The 21,847-nt window shown below is 66.8% G+C and carries 22 protein-coding genes; 7 read left to right on the forward strand and 15 right to left on the reverse strand.

Annotated features, from left to right (window positions below):
- The first annotated feature begins 1 nt into the window (after position 1).
- Positions 2–640 (forward strand): NrsF family protein, encoded by a 639-nt coding sequence (locus tag QQL87_RS19205; RefSeq protein WP_284418881.1) that lies wholly within the window; start codon positions 2–4, stop codon positions 638–640.
- A gap of 16 nt (positions 641–656) precedes the next feature.
- Here the strand turns inward: QQL87_RS19205 and QQL87_RS19210 are convergent, their stop codons facing one another.
- The gene (locus QQL87_RS19210; RefSeq protein ID WP_284418882.1) at positions 657–1,766 is read right to left on the reverse strand and encodes a DUF2336 domain-containing protein; all 1,110 of its coding nucleotides are present in this window, start codon (positions 1,764–1,766) and stop codon (positions 657–659) included.
- Positions 1,767–1,777: 11 nt separating this feature from the next.
- Positions 1,778–2,926 carry a sensor domain-containing diguanylate cyclase gene (locus QQL87_RS19215; protein WP_284418883.1) on the reverse strand — a complete coding sequence of 383 codons (1,149 nt, stop codon included), beginning with the start codon at positions 2,924–2,926 and terminating at the stop codon, positions 1,778–1,780.
- Positions 2,927–3,249: 323 nt separating this feature from the next.
- On the opposite strand from QQL87_RS19215, the gene QQL87_RS19220 reads away from it, so the two are divergent.
- From QQL87_RS19220 to QQL87_RS19235, 4 genes are all read left to right on the forward strand, one after another.
- A complete protein-coding gene (locus tag QQL87_RS19220) occupies positions 3,250–3,819 on the forward strand; it encodes a sigma-70 family RNA polymerase sigma factor (protein ID WP_009027432.1) in 570 nt (189 codons plus the stop codon).
- A complete protein-coding gene (locus tag QQL87_RS19225) occupies positions 3,816–4,700 on the forward strand; it encodes a hypothetical protein (RefSeq protein ID WP_284418884.1) in 885 nt (294 codons plus the stop codon). Before QQL87_RS19220 ends, QQL87_RS19225 begins: the two co-directional genes overlap by 4 nt.
- Before the next feature lie 69 nt (positions 4,701–4,769).
- Positions 4,770–6,401: a S8 family serine peptidase gene (locus QQL87_RS19230; protein ID WP_284418885.1), complete on the forward strand. Its 1,632-nt coding sequence runs from the start codon at positions 4,770–4,772 to the stop codon at positions 6,399–6,401.
- A 432-nt stretch (positions 6,402–6,833) separates the two neighbouring features.
- On the forward strand, positions 6,834–7,538 hold the full coding sequence (locus QQL87_RS19235) for a TIGR03809 family protein (protein WP_502871193.1): 705 nt from the start codon (positions 6,834–6,836) through the stop codon (positions 7,536–7,538).
- A 4-nt stretch (positions 7,539–7,542) separates the two neighbouring features.
- On the opposite strand, the gene QQL87_RS19240 is transcribed toward QQL87_RS19235, so the two are convergent.
- Positions 7,543–8,916: a TIGR03808 family TAT-translocated repetitive protein gene (locus QQL87_RS19240; RefSeq protein ID WP_284418886.1), complete on the reverse strand. Its 1,374-nt coding sequence runs from the start codon at positions 8,914–8,916 to the stop codon at positions 7,543–7,545.
- Positions 8,917–9,157: 241 nt separating this feature from the next.
- On the opposite strand from QQL87_RS19240, the gene QQL87_RS19245 reads away from it, so the two are divergent.
- Complete coding sequence (locus QQL87_RS19245) at positions 9,158–9,445, forward strand: GlsB/YeaQ/YmgE family stress response membrane protein (RefSeq protein ID WP_284419038.1); 288 nt, start codon at positions 9,158–9,160, stop codon at positions 9,443–9,445.
- Positions 9,446–9,458: 13 nt separating this feature from the next.
- Here QQL87_RS19245 and QQL87_RS19250 read toward each other — a convergent pair whose 3' ends face one another.
- The 12 genes from QQL87_RS19250 to QQL87_RS19305 form a co-directional block, all read right to left on the reverse strand.
- Positions 9,459–9,905 (reverse strand): cupin domain-containing protein, encoded by a 447-nt coding sequence (locus QQL87_RS19250; RefSeq protein ID WP_284418887.1) that lies wholly within the window; start codon positions 9,903–9,905, stop codon positions 9,459–9,461.
- A 67-nt stretch (positions 9,906–9,972) separates the two neighbouring features.
- Complete coding sequence (locus QQL87_RS19255; protein WP_284418888.1) at positions 9,973–10,629, reverse strand: pyroglutamyl-peptidase I; 657 nt, start codon at positions 10,627–10,629, stop codon at positions 9,973–9,975.
- Positions 10,626–11,618: a methylmalonyl Co-A mutase-associated GTPase MeaB gene (gene meaB / locus QQL87_RS19260; RefSeq protein ID WP_284418889.1), complete on the reverse strand. Its 993-nt coding sequence runs from the start codon at positions 11,616–11,618 to the stop codon at positions 10,626–10,628. The genes QQL87_RS19255 and meaB overlap by 4 nt, the downstream gene beginning before the upstream one ends.
- Before the next feature lie 35 nt (positions 11,619–11,653).
- Positions 11,654–12,400 carry a DUF3298 and DUF4163 domain-containing protein gene (locus tag QQL87_RS19265; protein WP_284419039.1) on the reverse strand — a complete coding sequence of 249 codons (747 nt, stop codon included), beginning with the start codon at positions 12,398–12,400 and terminating at the stop codon, positions 11,654–11,656.
- Between the two features lie 145 nt (positions 12,401–12,545).
- Positions 12,546–14,702: a methylmalonyl-CoA mutase gene (scpA, locus tag QQL87_RS19270; protein ID WP_284418890.1), complete on the reverse strand. Its 2,157-nt coding sequence runs from the start codon at positions 14,700–14,702 to the stop codon at positions 12,546–12,548.
- Positions 14,699–14,851, reverse strand: a complete 153-nt coding sequence (locus tag QQL87_RS19275; protein WP_284418891.1) for a hypothetical protein — start codon at positions 14,849–14,851, stop codon at positions 14,699–14,701. Before QQL87_RS19275 ends, scpA begins: the two co-directional genes overlap by 4 nt.
- Positions 14,852–14,883: 32 nt before the next feature.
- Positions 14,884–15,348, reverse strand: a complete 465-nt coding sequence (locus QQL87_RS19280) for a GFA family protein (protein ID WP_284418892.1) — start codon at positions 15,346–15,348, stop codon at positions 14,884–14,886.
- A 2-nt stretch (positions 15,349–15,350) separates the two neighbouring features.
- Entirely contained in the window at positions 15,351–17,216 is a 1,866-nt protein-coding gene (locus QQL87_RS19285) for a methylmalonyl-CoA mutase subunit beta (protein ID WP_284418893.1), read from the reverse strand.
- A 102-nt stretch (positions 17,217–17,318) separates the two neighbouring features.
- A complete protein-coding gene (folK, locus tag QQL87_RS19290; protein WP_284418894.1) occupies positions 17,319–17,810 on the reverse strand; it encodes a 2-amino-4-hydroxy-6-hydroxymethyldihydropteridine diphosphokinase in 492 nt (163 codons plus the stop codon).
- A gap of 5 nt (positions 17,811–17,815) precedes the next feature.
- Positions 17,816–18,184, reverse strand: coding sequence for a dihydroneopterin aldolase (folB, locus tag QQL87_RS19295; protein ID WP_284418895.1), 369 nt, complete (start codon positions 18,182–18,184; stop codon positions 17,816–17,818).
- Positions 18,181–19,038: a dihydropteroate synthase gene (folP, locus tag QQL87_RS19300; protein WP_284418896.1), complete on the reverse strand. Its 858-nt coding sequence runs from the start codon at positions 19,036–19,038 to the stop codon at positions 18,181–18,183. The genes folB and folP overlap by 4 nt, the downstream gene beginning before the upstream one ends.
- Positions 19,039–19,117: 79 nt before the next feature.
- A complete protein-coding gene (locus QQL87_RS19305) occupies positions 19,118–19,525 on the reverse strand; it encodes a DUF4332 domain-containing protein (protein ID WP_284418897.1) in 408 nt (135 codons plus the stop codon).
- 617 nt (positions 19,526–20,142) lie between these two features.
- Between QQL87_RS19305 and QQL87_RS19310 the strand changes: the two genes are divergently transcribed.
- Positions 20,143–21,753, forward strand: coding sequence for a helicase HerA-like domain-containing protein (locus tag QQL87_RS19310; RefSeq protein WP_284418898.1), 1,611 nt, complete (start codon positions 20,143–20,145; stop codon positions 21,751–21,753).
- Positions 21,754–21,847 lie beyond the last annotated feature (94 nt).

Raw genomic sequence — 21,847 nt, forward strand, 5'->3', positions numbered from 1 at the left:
CATGGACACCGATCAGCTCATCCGCACCCTCGCCGCCGACAATGCGCAACGTGTGCAGCCGGTCGGCATCATCATGGCGCTGGCGCTGATGGCGGCGACGCCGGTGTCGACCGCGATGCTGCTGATCGGCCTCGGCATCCGGCCGGACATCTGGCTTGCGGTGCGCAATCCGTTCTTCGACCTGAAATTCGTCGTCACCACGGCGCTGGCGATCCCCGCGCTGGTCATCAGCCTGCATCTGGCGCGGCCCGAAGCCTCGCTGCAGGGCTGGAGCTGGCTGCTGATCGCGCCGATCGTCGTCCTGATCGGCGGCATCGCGGCGGAGATGATGCTGCCGCAGCGGGCGCCGATGATGGCGCGGATGGTCGGGCACAATTCGATGCTGTGCGTGAGCGCGATCCCGGTGCTGTCGCTGCCGCTGCTGGCGGCGGCGCTGTTCGGCCTGCGTCATGGTGCGCCGTCGCGCCCGGCGGTCGCGGGCGCCATTGCGGGGCTGGTGTCGGCGGGCATTGCGGCCACGCTCTATGCCGCGCATTGCAACGATGATTCGCCGCTGTTCGTCGCCACCTGGTACAGCACTGCCGCGCTGATCGTGGCCGGCCTCGGGGCTGCGATCGGGCCACGGGTGCTGCGCTACTGAGATTGCGGCGGATCGGTCAGGCCTGTGCGGGCGCCGCGGTGTCCTGCACGCGGTGGAAGCGCAGCACCTGCTGCGCCGTGGAGCGCCGCAGCCGCTCATAGGTCGCCCTGCAGGCGCCGAGGTCGGTCGCGGCTGCGCCGGCCAGCTCATCGCGCATCAGGATGATCGATTCGACCACCGGCCAGGACAGGCTGGCGACCTTGGCGAGGATCATGACGCCCTCGGCGCGGCTTTCGATCATGATGCTCTCGGCGACCGCGACCGGCACGTTGGCCATGGCCGCGACCGCCGCATTGGCCTCGTCGAATTTGCGCTGCTCGGTGAACTGCGCGACGAGCTGCTCGTCGAGCCGGCCGTCGGCATGCAGCGAGCGCACCAGCGCGTGCGCGATCTCGGTCTGGCTGGTCAGCGCCACGGTGCTCGACCGCGCGCGCCGGCTCGCCGTCCGCACCGCCGAGGAGACCTCGTGGGCGAGCTTGGGATTGTCCGCGTCCAGCCGCGCGCGCACCGTGGCGGAGGCCTTGGACACCAGCTTCAGATAGAGGTGGCGGGGCAGATTGGGCCGCATGGCGAGGCAGGCGGCGAGGTTTTCATCGAGCGCGGCGCGGTCGACCAGCGTGTCGAAGCTGCGCTCGGACAGGTCGGCGCCGGGATTGCTCACCGTGCTCTGGACCACCGCGTCATTGCCGCGCCGGAGCAGGATGTCGGTGACCGCCCGGCTCAGCACGCGGCGGATCGAGATCGCGAGCAGATGGGCCTGGCTCTTGGTCTCGGCGGTGCGGATCAGGGCGGCGTCGTCGAGCCGCTCGGATTTCGACAGCACGGGTCCGGCGACCTCGATGGCGTCGTCATCGGCCAGCCGGCGCAGGGTGCGCGGCGGTGCGCGGTCGAGCGGCGCCAGCCGGTTCGCGAGCAGCATCCTGGCTGACGTCTCGATGTGGTCGATCAGGCATTCGAACACGTCGTCGAACAGCGCGACCTGGTCGTCGGCGAAATCCGCCGCGCCGTCGACGAACAGGTCCGTCACCTTGCGCAGGGTCTCGACCCGGCGCGCCACGGTGCCGTGGGCGAGCGTGTCCTCGAGCTCGTCCAGCAGGCTCTCGTTGGGCGCAGGCTTGGGTCTCATGCGGCAATCGCTCAGGTGCCGGTGACGCGATTGCGTCCGCGCGCCTTCGATTCGTAGAGCGCATGATCGGCGCGGGCCAGCAACGAGTCGGCGCTCTCCTCGCCGCGCTGCGTCGCCACGCCGGCCGAGAACGTGACCTGCAGGCCGGTCGAGAACGCGCTCCAGTCGAGGTCGGCAATGATCTGGCGCAGCCGCTCGGTGAGCCGGATCGCCGGCTCCGCCGGCGCACCCGGCAGGACCAGCAGGAACTCTTCGCCGCCATAACGGCCGAAATGGTCGCTCGAGCGGATGTTGGCGAACATCGTGATGGCGAAGGTGCGCAGCACCTCGTCGCCGGTCGGATGGCCATGGCTATCGTTGATGCGCTTGAACCAGTCGAGATCGATCAGCACGATCGAGCAGGGCTTGCCGGCCTGGCGCGACCGCGCCATCGCCTTGTCCAGCACATGCATGATGGAGCGCCGGTTCAGCGCGCCGGTCAGTTCGTCGAGCTCGGCCAACTCCTCGATGCGGCGATAGGCTTCCTTCAGCTTCAGGCCGCGCTGATACAGCGTCTCGCGCAGGCCTGAGGAGAAGATGCCGAGGAACATGCAGCCGGCGATGGTCAGCAGGAACACCAACAGCGTCGCGAGCCGCTCCAGGCCGTTGCCGCTGGGCATGCCGAGCGGCTTGTCGGTCAGCAGGAACAGGCCGGCGAGCCCGAGCGCCAGGAAGGTCCAGCAGATCGCGGTCTGGCGCGGGGTGGCGCGCAGCGAGCTGAAGCCGACGACCAGATACAGCGTGCACAGGAAGACGATGCTGACTTCCGGCGCGATGTAGCAGAACGCGACCGTCAGCATCATGCTGCTGATCGACTGCGGCACGACCAGATAATGGTCCTGGAAGCGATCGTTGAACCCGCTCTCCGACAGCATCGTCCACAGCGCGACGGTGAGAACGCCGATCGCCGCGTAGGACGGCGCGATCGTCGACGGCACGGTGCCGGCCTGGGCGTAGATGAACAGGATGATGGCGTCGATCAGGTAGCAGGCGGCGATCATCGCCAGGATCTGCCGGCGCCGGCCCGCACGCCGCTCCCGCAGCTCCCCCGCGGGGGGCGAGCGCGAGCCGTCCGCCTCGGCAGCGTTGGGACTGGGATAAGGCGGTACGGTCGTATCCATTTGCTCGCAATTCTTCGTCGTTCAACTGAAAATCTACGTGGGAAAGCCTTTAACTTTGGTATCTAGGGAACTGGGACGACGACCTGCGTCGCGCGGCGTCGCGGCAGGGAATCTACGGCTTTCGGGGCGCAATTGGCGAGGGTGCGGCGTAAAATGGCAGGCGGGAACCCGCTAGGCGCGATCGGCCCGGGCGCTGCAGCACAATTCGCACATCTGTGCGCCATCTCACAGTCGGGGACGTATCTTTCCGGTATTTTGAAGAATTTTGCGGTTGTATTCGAACCCCGAGCTCATTCCTCCAGACCAACTTTGCGAGACGGCCATTGAGCGTGACAGCAGCGGCGTCAGACGAAACCCTGATCGCCCGGATCGCTCAAGGCGACCGGCTCGCCATGCAGGTGCTGTATGGGCGGCACCATGTCAGGGTGTACCGTTTCGGGCTCCGGCTCGTGCGGGACGAGCAGGTCGCGGAAGATCTCATCAGCGAGGTCTTTCTCGACGTGTGGCGTCAGGCCGGCAAGTTCGAGGGCCGCTCTGCCGTCTCCACCTGGCTCCTGGCGATCACGCGCTTCAAGGCCCTCTCGGCACTTCGGCGCCGCAAGGACGTTGAGCTGGAAGACGACGCCGCGAACGCGATCGAGGACACGTCCGACGATCCGGAAGTGGCGGTGCAGAAGAAGAATACCGGGGAAGCCCTGCGCAAGTGCCTGACCGCGCTTTCGCCTGACCACCGGGAGATCGTCGATCTCGTCTACTACCACGAGAAGTCCGTGGAGGAGGTGGCCGAGATCGTCGGAATTCCGGAAAACACCGTCAAGACGCGCCTGTTCTATGCGCGCAAGAAATTGGCCGAACTCCTGAAGGCGGCCGGCATTGAAAGAGGCTGGCCATGATGGCTTTGAGCAAGAAGATGCTGGAGCAAGAGCCCGGTGACATCGAACTGCTGTTGCCGTGGTATGCCGCTGGCACGCTGAGCGCGCGCGACATGCGCCGCGTCGAGGACGCGCTGGCGCAGGATGGCGACCTCGCCCGGCAATATGCCGAGATTCAGAAGGAATATGCCGAGACCATCGCGCTGAACGAAACCCTCGGCGCGCCGTCGATGCGCGCGATGCAGAAGCTGTTCGCCGCGATCGAGGCCGAGCCGGAGCAGGCGCCCAAGGCGTCGCCCGGCGCAGGCTCCCGCATCATGGCGTTCTTCGAGAGCCTGTCGCCGCGCACGCTGGTCTGGACGGTGAGCCTCGGCGCGCTGCTGGTGCTGGCCCAGGCCGGCATCATCGGCGCCGTGCTGCTGCGCTCGCAGACCGCGACCTACCAGACCGCGTCGCTGGAGCAGGACAAGGCGGTGGCCACCGAGCCGGCGGCTCCCAGCCCCAAGGCTGCGGCAAGCGGTGCGGTCGCTGAGCGCAGACCCGCGCCGCCGCCGAGCGCTGCGGCTCCGGCCGCCGTCGAGCCGCGGGTCGCCGACAGCCTGAACCGCGCGCGCATGGCCGAAGCGCCGGCGCCCGCTGCCCCCTTGATCCGCGGTCTCGGACCGCAGGTGGCTGGTTCGCCGGCTCCGGTTTACGCGCTGGTGCGGTTCGCTCCGGAGGCGCGGATGGCCGACATCACGGCGCTGCTCGACAACTACCAGGCGTCGGTCGTCGAAGGCGCCAAGGGCGGGCTGTTCAAGCTGCAGCTCGGCAACCAGCCGCTATCGAAGGCCGAGGCCGATGGCCTGATCGGCCGCCTGGCGCGCGAGAAGATCGTCAGCCTGGCGGTGGCCGCGCAGTAGCCGTCCGGGACGTCGTTCGGAGGCACCATGTCGTTCAGCGCGTTGTTGCGGTCCGCCAGATCTCTCGTCATGCTGAGCGCCGTCGCGGCCCTCATTGTGGTGAGTGGAACCGTCGGCGCCTCGGCGCAGGCGATGATGCGCTCGCCGAACATCAACATCCCGAGCCGGGTGCCGAGCATCAATCCGGGCGCAGCGATGCGGGCGCCAGCACCGGGCCTGTCCGGCATGGCCGTGCGGCCCAGCCTGCCGAATGCGCGCTTTTCGCCGAACCTTCAGACCTCCTGCAGTCCGGCCGATCGAAGCGCGTCCGGTGAATGTCTGCGCCTGAAGCCGGCCGCCGATGGCGGGTCTGACAGCGCGACCGCGACCGGCGTCCGATCGAACAAGGGCAGGTCCGCCAAGGCTGCGCAGCGGCGCGAGCCGTCGGCCGCGGCCGCGGCCGATCCGCGCGTCATTGCCGATGAGCTGGTTGCCGAGATCGACGGCAGCCTGTCCGCCGACCAGGCCGACGCGCTGGCGCGCCGTCATGGTTTGCGGCGCATCAGCTCGCAGAGTTTCGCGTTGATCGGCGCCACCATCGGCCTGTTCCGCATCACCGACCGGCGCTCGTTTGACGCGGTCAGCCGCGCCTTTGCCGCCGATCGCAGCGTTCGTTCGGTGCAGCCGAACTATCGCTATATCCTGCAGCAGAGCGCGGCGCCGGCGGAAGGTGATCCGGCGCAATATGCCCTGGCCAAGCTGCGGCTGCCGGAGGCGCACAGGCTGGCGCAGGGCTCCAACGTCACCATCGCGGTGATCGATTCCGGCGTCGATCTCAAGCATCCGGAATTCGCCGATGCCGCGTTCGACACGTTCGATGCGCTCGGCGGCGACGACGCGCCGCATGTCCACGGCACTGGCATCGCCGGCGTGATCGTGTCGCACAAGCGGCTGATGGGCAGTGCGCCCTATGCGCGGGTCATCGCCATCCGCGCGTTCGGCGTCGCCAAGAAGGGCGGCGGCCCGGAGAGCAGCTCCTATGTGATCCTCAAGGCGCTGGACTACGCGGCGCTGCACGGTGCCCAGATCGTCAACATGAGTTTTGCAGGGCCCAAGGACGCCGTGATCGAGCGCGCGATCGCAGCCGTCGCCACCAAGGACGTCGTGATGGTGGCCGCAGCCGGCAATGCCGGCGCGAAATCGCCGCCGCTTTATCCTGCCGCCAATCCGAACGTCATCGCCGTGAGTGCGACCGATCCCAGGGATCAGCTGTTGCCGGCGTCGAACCGCGGCAACTACATCGCGCTCGCGGCACCCGGCGCCGATATCTTCCTGCCGGCACCGGACGGCAAATATCAGATCATTTCAGGCACCTCGTTCTCCGCGGCCTATGTCAGCGGGCTTGCGGCGCTGGTGCTGGAGCGCAACCCGGTGCTGAAGCCGGAGACGGTGCGGACGTTGCTGACCCGGACCGCGCGCGATCTCGGCTCACCCGGGCAGGACGATCTGTACGGGGCAGGGCAGCCGGATGCGTTGGCGGCGGTGCAGGCGGTGGTGTCGCCGCTGGATGCGCCCGCGGTCTCGGCCGCGCCTGCGGGCGGAACGCCGCGCGACACGGGACAGGATCAGGCGCCCGCGCGCGAGCTGCGCCCGGCCTCGGCCGCGGCGATGACGACCGGTGCGGCTCCTGCCGCCGAGGCGCTTCGGCCGGCGCAGCAATAGGCATCAACGTTTTCGTGAACGTTCCAAAATTCCGGCGCTCGTTTTGAACGTGGGCCGGGGCGTTCACGACAGAAAGTATGTGGGAGCGGTGATCCCCTCCCCAGGCTATATACGGCGCGAGCGCCCATCCACCCCAAGCGCCCATATGGCTCGAGCCGTCCGGTTGTCCCCCCGGACGGCTCCTTCATTTTGGGCGATGAGGACTGTGGTCGGTGACCACCCAAGCTCCATCAGATCGCGCGCGTCAGCTGCTGCTGCTGCATCTTTGAGTTGTTGGAAATTGTCGTGGATCGCGCCAGCGTTGCTGCGACGTGCTGGAACCCCGAAAAAATGCGGGCAAAGATTCCGGGCGATTACGGTTTGGCCGCCAAAGAAGATGGCGTTAGCTAGACTTTGTTAACCTTTTCCACAAAATATTCACGTCACGTTGCGTTGATTCGTGCCGAGTGCGTCCGACCCCTTTCTCACGGGCTTTCTATGACACACCGACCGGACGTGGCTTGCAGCCGCGAGCTGGCTGCGCGCTGGTGCGCGCTTGCCGAAAAGCGCCTTGATCATCTCACCGAGCTGTTCGATAGCGGCCGCTGGCGCCGCTACTACACCGAGCAGTCTCTGCTGGACGATATCCGCCACGCCAAGGCTGCGGTGCAGACCTGGAAGGCGTTGGCCGTCGGCGAGACCGAGCAGGTGAGCATCGTGCCAAGCCAGGCGCCGCCTGCGGTCGTGGCCGCCCCGCCGGCACCCGTGCGCCTCGCGGCGCCGGAGCCGATTACGTACCGTCCCATCACGAGGGACACCGCAGACGATCGGCCTTTCGAGCACCGGCCGATCGAGCTGCCGCGCTCGCTCGAAACCATCCTGGCGGAGTCCGAGATCGTCGTCGCGGCCGAACTGGAGCCCGCGGTGGATGATCTTGAGCCGAATGACGTCATCGAACCGGACTATGTTCTGGAAGATGACGTCGTGAGCGAGGATCGCTACGAGCCGGAACTGAGCCTCGCGTCGCCGCGCATCGACATGGCGGCGCTGGAGCAGGCCTTGAGCATCGGCATTGCGTCCGACGCTGACCATGACGAGCCAATGATCGATCTCGATGCGATCGAGCGCCGCTATCCGGCGCTGGCTGTGGCCTATTAGGCTTTCACCGGACGACGGCGTTGCCGCTGACGTTCAGCTGCGCAAAGCGCTGCGCGCCGTCCTGGGTCAGGTCTGATGTCACCGGCCTGATGTGATCGAGCCCGATCACGGCGCCGCGCGTCGTGCCGGAGATCATGTTGTTGCTGACGAGGGCCGTGCCCGCGCCTGGGACGACGGACACGCCGACACCCGCCAAGGCGTTGCGGATCACATTGCCGGAAATGACCACGTCCCTGAGATAGCGGCCCCAGCCGGCGACGATGCCGTAGGACGGGGCATTCTCGACCACATTGCCGGTCACCGACGAGTCCGCCTCGACATAGATGCCGATGCCGGCGTCGTCGTCGGGCGCGGTGCCGATCGGGCGCTTCGGGATCAGGTTGCGGATGATGTTGCCCTGAACCACGGCGATACGGCCGCCTTCGTTGAAGTTGCAGACGGACACGCCGAACGCGGCGCCGTCCACGTTGTTGCCTGATATCACGGCGCCTTCGAACGAGAACTCCGAATACAGCGCGACCTCGCGCACGTCGGTGACGCTGTTGCCTGTGATCTGGATGTTCGAGGCCGAGTTGCCGCGCACCGCGGAGTAGTCGCAATTCCTGATGCGGTTGCCGCGGATGATGACGTTGCCGGCGCGGAAGGCGTTGATGGCGTTTCCGTACTGGCCGGAGCCGCCAGGACCGGCCTTGATGTCCTCGATGCGATTGTCTGTGACCATCGTGCCGTCGTCGCCGATGGCGGTGCGCAGGATCTCGATGCCGTTGTCGCGGGTGCCTTTGATGGTGTTGCGCGAGACGATCAGTCCGAGCGCATCGAACGACACGATCGCGGTGACGGCGATGTCGGTCAGGATATTGCCGCTGACATCGCCCGAGACCTGCTCGAGCCAGATGCCGCTGCCGCCGGAGCGAGTGATCTCGCAATCCGTGATGCTGACATCACGGCCTGCCGCGACGTGAAGCAGGCCGCGGCGCTGGGGCAGGGCGATGCCGCCACCATCGAGCGACAGGCCGGTCAGGCCGAGGCCGTCGGCGCCCTCGGCTGACAGCAGCGAGGGGCCGCCGCCGGTGAACACCAGCCGGGTGGCGCCGCGCACGCCGACCAGCTGGCTGCCCTTGGCAAGCCGCAGCATCGAGCTGCGGTAGATGCCGGGCGGCAGCGCCAGCGGTGCCTGCGCGCGTGCGGCCTCGTCGATCGCTCGCTGCAAGGCACGAGTCTGGTCGTCGGGACTGTTCGGCTTGACGCCCAACTGCGTGGCGTCGCGGCCAAGCGTGGCGATCAGGGGGGCGGCCTGTGTCGCATCCACCGGCAGGGCCAAGGCTCCGGCCGCACCGGCAGCCGATCCAGCCAGAATGCGGCGGCGATTGACGTCCATGGTCAGCGTCTCGCGCAAAAAATGACGTGCTGCCTCGACTTAAGCCGAAAGCCTCAATGCTGATGCCAGGGATCAGCGACGCTGCGCGGGATTGTTGCCGGTAGGGTTAAAGCTTCACATCAGGTCGCCGCTGGCGTTGGCCGGTTTGCCGAAACGCGCATTCGCCGCAACGGTGTCCTTCTGAGGGGAACCAATGGGACTCGCCGGGCTTGTTCCAGCAGGGATCAAGGAGGAGAGGGTCATGCATTTGTCCAACGAGAGTCTGCTGGTTATTCTGTTCGTCGGCGTCGTCGCCGGGTGGCTTGCGGGCCGCGTCATGGAAGGCGGAGGCTTCGGCCTCATCGGCGATCTGATCGTCGGCCTCCTCGGCGCCTTCATCGGCAACTGGCTGCTGCCGCAGCTTGGAGTTCATCTTGGTGTCGGACTGGTCGCCGCGATCATCAACGCCTTCATCGGCGCAGTGGTCCTGCTGCTCATCCTGCGCCTGATCGGCGGCGGATTTGGTGGTCGACGTCGCTGGAGCGTCTGACGTCTAACCCACGTCAATACGGCGTCCCGTCCTTATGGAAATGGCCGGACGCCGTGGCGTGAAGATCGATGTCCGGATAGTGGCATTCATCGTCCCGGGTCACCGGCGAACCGATCTCCAGAACGCGTGCGATCGTCTGGGATCGGTTCTGCAGATGATGACCATTGGCGTCAGTGGGCAGGAAGGCCGCGCAATCGCCGCGCCGCAGAACGTCTTCGCGCCCTTCGGTCACCAGCACGACCTCGCCGTCGACGACATAGACGAACTCTTCGGCCTGGGTGTGCCAATGCCGCTGGCTCGACCACGCGCCCGGTGGCAGCTCCAACAAATTGATGCCGACCTGGGTCAGGCCGGCGGCTTTCGCCAGCCGGCGCCGAAACATCTCCTGACATCGATCATTGAAGCCGGCAGGATAGCGCGAGCCCGCCAGAATCGGCGCGGTATCAATGTCGAGTTTCATCGTCTGCCTCCGCCCGGGTCGGATCAGAATACCCGATCGGCCAGCGAACCGGAAATGATCGCACGGATCATGGGCTGCGATGGCGCGCCCGACGGGTCAGCTTGACCAGCTCCATCAGCATGGCTTCGCCGGCATCGACCAGCGCCTCCAGCGTGATCCGCGGGCTGCCCTGCGGCAACGTCGTGCCGCTCCGCGGCAGCGGCGGAATGTGGATGAAGGCGGCAAGACGCGGGCCATCGGCGGTCTTGGTCGCCTCGATCGCGCGCCAGCTCAGATAGTTGCAGAGATAGCTTCCAGCGTCGCGCGACGGACGGGCATCAATGCCGGTGGCGCGCGCCGCGCGCAGCAGCCGCGCCATGTGCGGACCAAACGACATCGGGTGCGCGCCGGGCACGATCACGCCCTTGCGCGCGACGTGGCGATCGGCATCGGGGAAGGTGGTCGTGACAGCGTTGCGGGCGCGGGTCTCGATGCGGAGATACGGCGTGCGCCCGGCGAGACCGAACATCAGCAGCGCCTGCGGACGCCGTTCTGCGATCAGCTCGGGCAGCTCGCGATCCACGGTGCCGGTGGTGACGTGAAAGATGTGGCGGCTGATCTCCACGTCATCCAGCGCAGGACGCCGCAGCTCGGACAGCCGCTTCACCAGCGGCATGGTCGGATTGAACGGGGCGCCGGGAAACGGGCCGAAGCCGGTGATGAGGATGCGTAGCCGTTCGCTCATGCCAGCATCTCCGCGAGCTGCTCGGCGGCGAGCGCCGGCGCGACGCGGCCTTCGGCGACGTCGGCCTCGAGCTTCTTCACTTTCGTGCGGATCGACGGATCGGTGCGCAGCCGCGCCATCAGCCGCTGCTCCAGCATGGTCCACATCCATTTCACCTGCTGGTCGCGCCGGCGCGCGGCGAACTCGCCGGAGGCGATCATCGCCGTGCGATGCTCGAGCACCTTCTGCCACAGCTCGGCGATGCCGGTGCCGGCCATTGCCGAATAGGTCACGACCGGCGGATGCCAGTGCTCGGAGCGGGGGCTGAGCAGGTGCAGCGCGCCGCGATAGTCGGCGGCGGTGATGTTGGCGCGCTTGATGTTGTCGCCGTCGGCCTTGTTGATCGCGATCATGTCGGCAAGCTCGACCAGGCCCTTCTTGATGCCCTGCAACTCGTCGCCGCCGCCCGGCAGCATGAGCGCGAGGAAGAAGTCGGTCATGTCGCAGACCGCGGTCTCGGACTGGCCGATGCCGACGGTCTCGACCAGGATGACGTCGAAGCCCGCGGCCTCGCACAGCAGCATCGCCTCGCGCGTCTTGGCGGCGACGCCGCCGAGCGTGCCTGACGACGGCGAAGGCCGGATGAAGGCGTGCGCGTGATGCGACAGCCGCGCCATGCGCGTCTTGTCGCCGAGAATGGAGCCGCCGGTGCGCGCCGAGGACGGATCCACCGCCAGCACCGCGACCTTCTGGCCCTGCTCGATCAGGTACATGCCGAGCGCGTCGATCGTGGTCGACTTGCCGACGCCGGGCGAGCCGGTGATGCCGACCCGGATCGCATTCCCCGTCTGCGGCAGCAGCGCCTGGACCAGCTCGCGCGCGGCGGCCTGATGGTCTGCGCGGCGGCTCTCGACCAGCGTGATCGCGCGCGCCAGCGCTGCGCGGCTGCCGGCGCGGATGGCCTCGGCGAGGGACACGGTGTCGGGCGGGGAGGCGGAGCGCAAGGACATGCGCCGGTTATAGCGGATGCGCGGGACCGGGCCAGCTAGTTGTCGTCGGCGTCCCCCTTCGGCCGGCTGCCGGCAAAGATCGCCTGACCTTCCGGCGAGAGATACGGCTTCAGTGTCTCCCACGGCACGAACGCGACGTACTGGCCCTCGGCATAGGAGCCGACGGCGTAGGGCGGATAGTGGAAGGTGAGGCCGGAGCTCTTGCCGGTTTCCGTGGAGGGAGTGAGCGTGACGGCGCCGATGCCGAGCAGTTTCGGCTCAAGCCTCTCGAACAAGTCGGCGGTGATGGTTTCCCCGGCATCGCGCCTCTTCTTCTCGGCCTTGAGCGAGGTGATGATCGCCGCGAGCATTGTCTTCATCGCGGGACCGTTGTCGGCGGTCTCAGTGAAGAACGGGCGGATGCTGATCGGCTTGGCTGCAGTCCTGTCCCACAGGATGGTGTTGACGTCGCTGTAGGGATGCGCGCCGCCTGTGTAGATGTAGTCGTCCCTGAGGACGCTGACATAGCGGCCGGCGACGACAGAGCGGACGGCGAAATTGCGCTCGAACGCCCATTTCCGGTCACGGAACAGTTGCGGGTCGGCCTGGCGCTGCGTGGCGGCGTCAGCGGCGTTCTTGTCGATCCACTTCTTGCCGTCGGCGAGGCAATAGGCCGACAGCGGCGCATCAGCCTTGATCTTCGCGTCGAGCGTGACGCTGGCCTCGACTGCCTTGTTGATGATGCTAGCGTCGGGCTTGGGCTCGGCGGCGAGGGCGGGCGCAACAGCGAGCAGGCCCAGCAGGGCGGAGTGTGGAAAAGCTCATGGCAATCGAAATCCCGTGTGTGGAAATGCGTATCACTTGGGGGCGCGCAGGTTCATGACCGCAAACGCATCGGCGCGCGATCCATGACCGCGCGCCGGCAGCGGCTGTTCGATGATTGACTGGCTACTCCGCCGCCTCGCTATGGCCCAGCCGCGCATTGAGCTTGTGGATCAGCTCCTCGGCAGCATCGGCGATCACGGTGCCCGGCGGGAAGATCGCCTCGGCGCCGGCCTTGTACAGCGCGTCGTAATCCTGCGGCGGCACCACGCCGCCGATGATGATCATGATGTCGTCCCGACCCTGCTTCTTCAGCGCGGCCTTCAGCTCCGGCACCGCGGTGAGATGGGCTGCGGCCAGCGACGACACGCCGAGAATGTGGACGTCATTCTCGACCGCCTGCCGCGCCGCCTCGTCGGCGGTGGCGAACAGCGGCCCGATGTCGACATCGAAACCGATGTCGGCGAAGGCGGACGCAATCACCTTCTGCCCGCGGTCGTGGCCGTCCTGGCCGATCTTGGCGACCAGGATGCGGGGACGGCGGCCCTCGGCCTCCTCGAACGCCTCGATCAGCGCCTGCAGCTTCTCGGCCTTGCCGGACATGGCGGCAATCTCCCGCTTGTAGACTCCGGTGATGGATTTGATCTCGGCGCGGTGGCGGCCGAACACTTTCTCCAGCGCGTCGGAGATCTCGCCGACGGTCGCCTTGGCCCGCGCGGCTTCGATGGCCAGTGCCAGCAGGTTGCCGTTGCCGTCGCCGGCCGAGCGCGTCAGCGCGGCGAGTGCGGCATCGACCTCAGCCTGCTTGCGTTCGGATTTGAGCCTGGAGAGCTTGTCGATCTGCAGCCGGCGCACGGTGGAATTGTCGACCTTGAGCACGTCGAGCGGCGGCTCGTCGGTGGGCTTGTATTTGTTGACGCCGATCACCGACTGGCGGCCGGTGTCGATGCGGGCCTGGGTCTTGGCAGAGGCCTCCTCGATGCGCAGCTTCGGCACGCCGGCCTCGATCGCCTTGGCCATGCCGCCGAGTTCCTCGATCTCCTGGATGTGGCCCCAGGCCTTTGCGGCGAGGTCGCGGGTGAGGCGCTCGACGTAATACGAGCCGCCCCAGGGATCGATGATGCGGGTGGTGCCGCTCTCTTGCTGCAGGAATAGCTGGGTATTGCGGGCGATGCGCGCCGAGAAGTCAGTCGGCAGCGCCAGCGCCTCGTCGAGCGCGTTGGTGTGCAGCGACTGGGTGTGGCCTTGCGTCGCCGCCATCGCCTCGACCGCGGTGCGCACCACATTGTTGTAGACGTCCTGCGCGGTCAGCGACCAGCCGGAGGTCTGGCTGTGCGTGCGCAGCGACAGCGAGCGCGCGTCCTTCGGATTGAACGGCTTTAAGAGCTTCGCCCACAACAGCCGCGCCGCGCGCAGCTTGGCGACCTCCATGAAGAAGTTCATGCCGATCGCCCAGAAGAACGACAGCCTGGGTGCGAAGCGGTCGACGTCGAGGCCGGCGGCGATGCCGGCGCGCAGATATTCGACACCGTCGGCGAGCGTGTAGGCGAGCTCGAGGTCCTGCGTCGCGCCGGCCTCCTGCATGTGATAGCCGGAGATCGAAATGGAATTGAACTTCGGCATCTTCTGCGAGGTGAAGGCGAAAATGTCGGAGATGATCCGCATCGAGGGCGTGGGCGGATAGATGTAGGTGTTGCGCACCATGAACTCTTTCAGAATGTCGTTCTGAATGGTGCCCGACAGTTTTTCCGGCGGCACGCCTTGCTCTTCGGCGGCGACGACGAACAGCGCCAGGATCGGCAGCACCGCGCCGTTCATGGTCATCGACACGCTCATCTGGTCGAGCGGGATGCCGGCGAACAAGGTGCGCATGTCGTAGATCGAGTCGATCGCGACACCGGCCATGCCGACGTCGCCGCCGACGCGCGGATGATCGGAATCATAGCCGCGATGGGTGGCGAGGTCGAACGCGACCGACAGGCCCTTCTGTCCCGCGGCGAGGTTGCGCCGGTAGAACGCGTTGGAATCCTCGGCCGTGGAGAAGCCGGCATATTGCCGGACGGTCCAGGGCTGGTTGACATACATGGTCGGGTAGGGACCGCGCAGATAAGGTGCTGTGCCCGGCCAGGTGTCGAGGAAGTCGATGCCGGCGAGATCGGCCTCGCCATAGGCCGGCTTCACCGGAATGCCTTCGGGCGTCAGCCACGGCTCGGCGGCGCCTGCGGGCGCAGGTGTGGGCGCAGATGCAAAGGCGATGTCGGCAAAATTCGGAATGCGGGTCATTCCCTGGCGTCCTCAAACCTGCGGTTTCGTTCGATCAGTTCTCGAACATTGTTCTTGTAGACCGGATCATCGCGTCGATCCGTCGCGACGCTCCAGCTCCAAAACGAGCGGAACGCCTCTTCGAAGAGTGCGGCCAACCAGCTGAACATGGTTCATCCTAACACTTTCAGAGGTTCGGCACTCAATCATGGTCCGGATGCTGATGGCTGACGATGGTCGCCATCTTGTCCGGACCGTAGTTCTGCTGCGTCGTCTGGCTCGGCAAATTGGCGATCGCGACCACCCAGCCGAGCCGGGATTCCGAGCCGAACTGGCGTGTCGGCACGATGCGGTCGGGCCGGTCGAAGGTGCCGGTCGTGATCTCGATCCGCGGGCCGTCCACGCGGCCGAAGCCGAGCGGCGTGCCGCAGGCGGCGCAGAAGTAGCGGTCGGCGATCGAGGAGGAGCGGAACGTCGCCGGCTGGCCGCGTGTCCAGGTCAGATTCTCGCGATCGACGTCAGCAAAGGAAGCGAACGGCGCGCCCGAGGCCTTCTGGCACATCCGGCAATGGCAGATGCTGACGCGGGTCGGCGCCGCCATCAGCGCGTAGCGGATGGCGCCGCATTGGCAGCCGCCGGTCAGGATGGGCTTGCTCGCCTCGGTCATGCTCACTCCAGATGCGTATAGGCGTCTTCGAGCGTCTTCAGCGCGTCGCCGCCGGCGAACACGAAGCTGCCGATCCCGGCCTCGCGCAGCGCAGCCTCCTGCTCGCCGCCGCGGCCTGCCAGATAGATATGCCGCGCGCCGGCCGCCTGAAGGGCCTTGGCGGCGGGAACCGCTGTTTCGGCATAGACCTTGTCCGACGAGCACAGACAGACGATCGCGGCGCCGGACGCGCGGTAGGCCGCCGCGAGCGCGGCGGGATCGGACGCGCCCTGGCTCTCGATCGCCGCGATGCCGCCGGCCTCGAAGAAGCTGCGGGCGAAGGTGGCGCGTGCGGTGAAATCGGCGGCGCTGCCGAGATTGGCCAGGAAGATCGAGGGACGCTTGCCCTTGCTCTTCAGCCGCGCGTCGGAGCGATCGCGCAGCTGCTCGAAGCCTTCCGCAAGGCGGATCGGCGCGAGCGCAGCGAAGGTGAGGACGGCTTTCGCAGCTGGCGGCGGCGCCACCGGCGCAACGGTCTCCACCGCGACCTCGGCCTCGCTCAGATTTGGAAACTCGCTGGCGCCGGTCAGCACGTCGCGGCGCTTGGCGATGTTGGCCGCCCGCGCCGTGCGCACGCCGGCGACTTTGCTCTGGATCAGTCCGGCCTGCAGCGCGGCCACCACGCCTCCCGCCTTTTCGATCTCCTGGAACAGCGCCCAGGCAGTGCTGCACAACTCGCTCGTCAGTGCCTCGATGCCGCCGGCGCCCGCGGCAGGATCGGCGACGCGGGCGAGATTGCTCTCCTCCAGCAGCACCAGCTGGGTGTTGCGCGCGACGCGGCGGGCGAACGCATCGGGCAGGCCGAGTGCCGCCGTGTGCGGCAGCACCGTCACCGCATTGGCGCCGCCGAGCCCGGCGGCGAAGGCCGCGATGGTCGCGCGCAGCATGTTCACATAGGGATCGCGCCGGGTGAGCATGCGCCACGCGGTCTCTCCGGAGATGAAGAGCGGCTTCGGCGCCAGGCCGCAGGCCTGCTCGATCCGCGCCCAGAGACGGCGCAGGCTGCGGAACTTCGCCAAATTGAGGAACTGATCGGTATCGGCGGCGAGCCGCGCATAGATCATCTCGCGGGCGGTTTCGAGCGCAATGCCATCGGCTTCGAGCGCGCGCAGATAGGCGAGGGCGGACGCCAGCACGAAAGCGAGCTCCTGCGCCTCCGATCCGCCGGCGTCGTGCACGACGCGACCGTCGGCGGCGAAGAAGGGGCCCTTGAAGCCCGCGCCGTGCAACTGCTTCACCAGATCGACGGCGCTGCCTGCCAGCGTGGCCGCGTCAAATGCGTTCGCGCCGCGGCTGGCCGCATCGCCGATCGGATCGAGGCCGAACCGGATGTCGCAGGCGCCGGGCTTGACGCCGCGCTGCTTGACGTCGTCGGCCAGCAGCGCGGCGGCCGAGACCGAGGCTTCGCCGAGCTGCAACTCGATGGCAATCGCAGCATCGAGATGCACGCCGTCGAGTGCGCGCCCCAGCGCGTCGGCCGTGGCGGCAAGGCCGAAGCCACGCGCGGCATTCGATCCGGCAAAGACCAGCGTCAGTCCGGTCGCGCCGTTCTCCAGATCGAGCAGCGCCTGCGCATTGGCCTTGGCCGGATCGGGATGATCGACGCGCTGCATGATCTGCCAGGCTGCCGCCGGCGCGCGGCCGGCGACCGGCGCGGCCTCCTTGGCGCGCGGATAGATCGGCTGGATCTTGAGCCCGTCATAGGTCTTGCCGACCAGCTTCTCGAACGCCGCGCCCTTCAGCACGCCATCGACCAGCTTGCGCCAGTCCGCCTCGCTGGCGGGCGCGAAGTCTGCGGCCAATCGCAGCTGTTCGGTGTCGGTGGTCATGCGGCTGGGTTCTCCCGGAAGCGTCTGTTATCGCGATTATTGTGGCGCAAAATGCCACGTCGCGACCGCCAAGCCAAACGGTTGTTTGGCCGGAGATGTCAGCTATTCGGCTGAGGGCAGGGGGCGGATTCCGTCGCATGAAACGTGCGTCACGGCCTCGCCGACGCGACGGCCGGCAATCCGGCGATCCGGCACGATCTCCGCCAGCGGCACCAGCACGAAGCCGCGCTCGAACAGCCGGGGATGCGGCAGCGTGAGGTCGGGCGTGTCCAGCGTCAGATCATCATAGGCGATCAGGTCGAGATCGAGCGTGCGCGGGCCCCAGCGGGTCTCTCGCGCGCGGTCGCGGCCGAACATGCGCTCGACCTCGTGCAGGATCGCGAGCAAGGCCTGCGGCGCGGTGTCCGTTTCGATGGCGATGCAGGCGTTGACGAAGGGCGGCTGCTGCTCCTCGCCCCAGGGCGGAGTGACATAGTCGGCTGAGCGCGCCACCAGCATGGCGTCGGCTCGACGGCAGATCTCGGCGGTGGCCTGCACGAACGTAGCCCTGACGTTGCCGACATTGCCGCCGAGGGCGATCAGCGCGCTGGCCATCGCGGTCACGGATGCCGCGAGCGCGTCAGCACGACGCCGACATCCTCGAAGATCGCGGCGATCGGCGCATGCGGCTTGTGCACCGTGACCTTCACCGCGCGGATGCGGGCGTAGGTCGACAGGATCGCATCGGCCACCGCGCCGGCCGCGCGTTCGAGCAGGCGGTAGTTGACGTCCTTGAACGCGGCGGTCGCGGTTTCCACCACGTCGGAATAGGACACGGTGTCGGCGAGGCGGTCGCTGCGCGAGGAGTCCGACAGATCCGTGTCGAGCTCGAGATCGATGACGAAGCGCTGGCCGACCTCGCTCTCATGCTCCATCACGCCGTGACGCGCGTGAATGAGAACGCCCTTGATGAAGATCCGATCGGTCATCGCTGTGCCTCGATGCTTGCTGCCACGCGCACGGCCTGAACGGTTTCCGCGACATCATGCGCCCGGATGATCGCTGCACCCCGCTGAGCCGCGATCAGATGCGCCGCGATCGATCCGCCGAGCCGCTGCTGCGGCTCCGACGCCACCACGGTGCTGATGAAACGCTTGCGCGAGGCGCCGACCAGCAGCGGCAGGCCGAAGCGCGCGAAGGTGTCGAGCCGCGCCAAGGCCGTCATGCTCTGCTCGGCGGTTTTGCCGAAGCCGATGCCGGGGTCGAGCACGATGTGTCCCTTGGCAATGCCGGCCTTGGCGGCGATGTCGAGCGAGCGCGCGAAGAAGCCGACCATGTCGTCGATGATGTCGAGTTCCGGATCGACGGCAGCGCGGTTGTGCATCACGACGACCGGAGCGCCATGCGCCGCGACAACCTCGGCCATCGCCGGATCGCGCTGCAGGCCCCAGACGTCGTTGGCGATCACGGCGCCGGCGTCGAGCGCGAAATTCACAACTTGAGATTTCATGCTGTCGATCGAAACAGGCACACCGAGTGCGACGACGGCAGACAGCACCGGCCGCAGCCGCGCCAGCTCCTCATCGGCCGTCACCGGCTCCGCGCCCATGTAGGGGCGGGTGGACTCGGCGCCGATATCGATGATGTCGGCGCCGGCCGCGATCATGGCTTTCGCCTGCGCGATCGCGCGTTCCGGCGCATCGAAGCGGCCGCCGTCGGAGAACGAATCCGGCGTGACGTTCAGGATACCCATGACCGCCGGATACGGACGCGCCAGCCACGGCCGCAGCAGCGGGTGGCTCAATGCGAGGTCCGAAGCGGAGTGCGGCGGAATTGCGCTCATGCGCGCCGCTTTGCGCGGTTGCCATCCCCAAGTCAAGGTGTCGCGCTGCACAAGCGGCGCGCAGCCGATCAGGGCCTGATCAATAGCTGATCTTCGGCTCCAGCCGGCGCGCCTTTTCAATGAGCTGGCCGACCGACTTCTCCGACGGCAGGATGCGAACCAGCTTTCGCCGCGTGTTCACTTCCTTGATGTTCTGCGCCAGCCGCGCCGGATTACGATGCGCCAGCTCGCGCACCGTGGTGACGCCGGCGGCGCGGACCAGGCCAACCTTGGCCTTGCCCATGCCGGGAATGCGCATGTAATCGGCGACATTGGCCCAATCGAGCAGCTGCTGCTCGCTGATGCCGGTCTTGGCGGCGAGCGCCTTGCGCCCCTTCACGGTACGGGCGGCTTCGAGGAACCCATCGGTGGTCCGGATGCCCAAGGCTTTCAGTTTGGCGGCATAGAAGGCCGTCATGCCTTCGAGTTCGGTGATCGGATATGTCATGATACTCGGCGCGCGAAGGTGCTTCAGTCGAACTGGTTCAGGCCCCGCGTGCCTAACCGCATCGTGCCCAGCTGGTCCGTTGCGAGTTGGTCGTGGCCGGACCTGGAAAGTTCAAGGCCGACCGATCGTTGGCTGTGCTGGACAGGTCGGCAAACCGACGTCGAGGCTTAGGGTTGCAGAGGACCTTGAGAAGGACACGTCTGGGCTTTTCAGCCACGGCGCTATCGATGCCGGCCATTCTGGCCAGCGGCTCAATCAGCTCGCTCATGTGAACCCCGTCGTCATCCGGTCCCCCACGACCGGACGTCCTCGCTGAATTCATCTTGATCGGACGATCCGTGAATTACAAGCGACGAGCACGACAGTCGCGCGAATCGATTCGCGATCCACGATGAACTGTTGCAACGATGCAAGACCAGATGCTGAATTCAAGGATGAAACCTGCGTGCCGCGCGGCACCAATGGTATGAAGTGGTGCTCGCGTTCGCGAACGGGGTGAGACTTCCTGACGCTGGTTCCAAACTGCGAGACTAAAGTATGTTACCGCTGGCAATCTCCCTTGGGCGATGTCTTGCGCCGCATGATGCAGAACAATCATTCTCGAAAGACGGATCAACATGGCACCATCCGGAAAATCACTGGCTGATACCGACGACAAGATTCTCGTAGGTGCCGGCGAGCAGCCGGCCTGGTTGACGCTTGCGCTTGCCAACCGCCACGGACTCGTGACCGGAGCGACCGGCACCGGCAAGACGGTGTCGTTGCAGGTGATGGCTGAGGGCTTCGCTCGCGCCGGTGTTCCGGTCTTCGCCTCCGACATCAAGGGCGATCTCTCCGGTATCTCGCAGACCGGCGAAGCGAAGGACTTCATCATCAAGCGTGCAAGCGAGCTCGGCCTCACCTATCAGCCCGATCAGTTCTCGACGGTATTTTGGGACGTGTTCGGCGAGCAGGGGCATCCGGTGCGCGCGACCGTCACCGAGATGGGACCACTGCTACTGGCGCGGATGCTGGATCTGAACGATGTCCAGGAGGGCGTGCTCAACGTCGCGTTCCGCGTTGCCGACGAGAACGGCCTCGCGCTGATCGACATGAAGGATCTGCGCGCGCTGCTCGACGCCATCATTCCGGAGGCGGGCAAGAAGGGGGCGGACGCAGACGCTGATCCGCTGGCGCCGATCCGCAAGGCGGCGCAGTCGTTCGGCAACGTCACGCGCGCCACCGTTGGAACGATCCAGCGCCAGCTGCTCGTGCTAGAGAACCAGGGCGGCGCGAAATTCTTCGGCGAGCCGGCGCTGACCTTGACGGACTTCATGAAGACCGACCGCGACGGCCGCGGCATGATCAACATTCTCGTCGCCGACAAGCTGCTGCAGAACCCGCGGCTCTACGCGACGTTCCTGCTATGGATGCTGTCGGAGCTGTTCGAGGAGCTGCCGGAGGTTGGCGATCTCGCCAAGCCCAAGCTCGTGTTCTTCTTCGACGAGGCACATCTGTTGTTCAACGACGCGCCGAAGGCGCTGATGGACAAGATCGAGCAGGTGGTGCGCCTGATCCGCTCGAAAGGTGTCGGCGTCTATTTCGTCACACAGAATCCGCTCGATGTTCCCGACCGCGTGCTCGGGCAGCTGGGCAACCGGGTGCAGCATGCGCTGCGCGCGTTCACGCCGCGCGACCAGAAGGCGGTGGCTGCGGCCGCCGACACCTTCCGTCCCAATCCCAAGCTCGACACCGCCAAGGTGATCACGGAACTCGGCAAGGGCGAGGCGCTGGTGTCGTTCCTGGAAGGCAACGGCACGCCGGCGATGGTGGAACGCGTGCTGATCCGGCCGCCATCGGCGCGGATCGGCCCGGTCACGCCGGAGGAGCGCAAGGCGATCATCGCTGCGAGCCCGGTCAAGGGCAAATACGACACCGAGATCGACGCTGAATCCGCCTATGAGCTGTTGCAGAAGCGGATTGCCGGAACCGCCGCGACGGCGGAAGCTTCGTCCGGCAGCGTGCTGGGCAAGATCGGCGACATCGCTGCGTCCATCTTCGGCACCAACGTCAAGCGCGGGCAGCTGTCGACGACGCAAGTGATCGCGCGCAACGTTGCGCGCTCCGTCACCGACAAGGTCGTCGGCGGCATCGCGGCCGATCTCGGCAAGCAGGTCGGCGGCTCGCTGGGCAGCTCGATCGGCCGCACCTTGGTGCGCGGCGCGCTCGGCGGATTGTTGCGGCGCTGATCCCGATCCCGTTCGCGGTCGGCACGACATCCTCGGTGATGTCATGCGCCGGCCGCGGACATGCGGCATCGGCTCCCATCGCATCAGGCTGGCC

This window comes from Bradyrhizobium sp. SSBR45G (genome assembly GCF_030159255.1).
Taxonomy (GTDB): Bacteria; Pseudomonadota; Alphaproteobacteria; order Rhizobiales; family Xanthobacteraceae; genus Bradyrhizobium.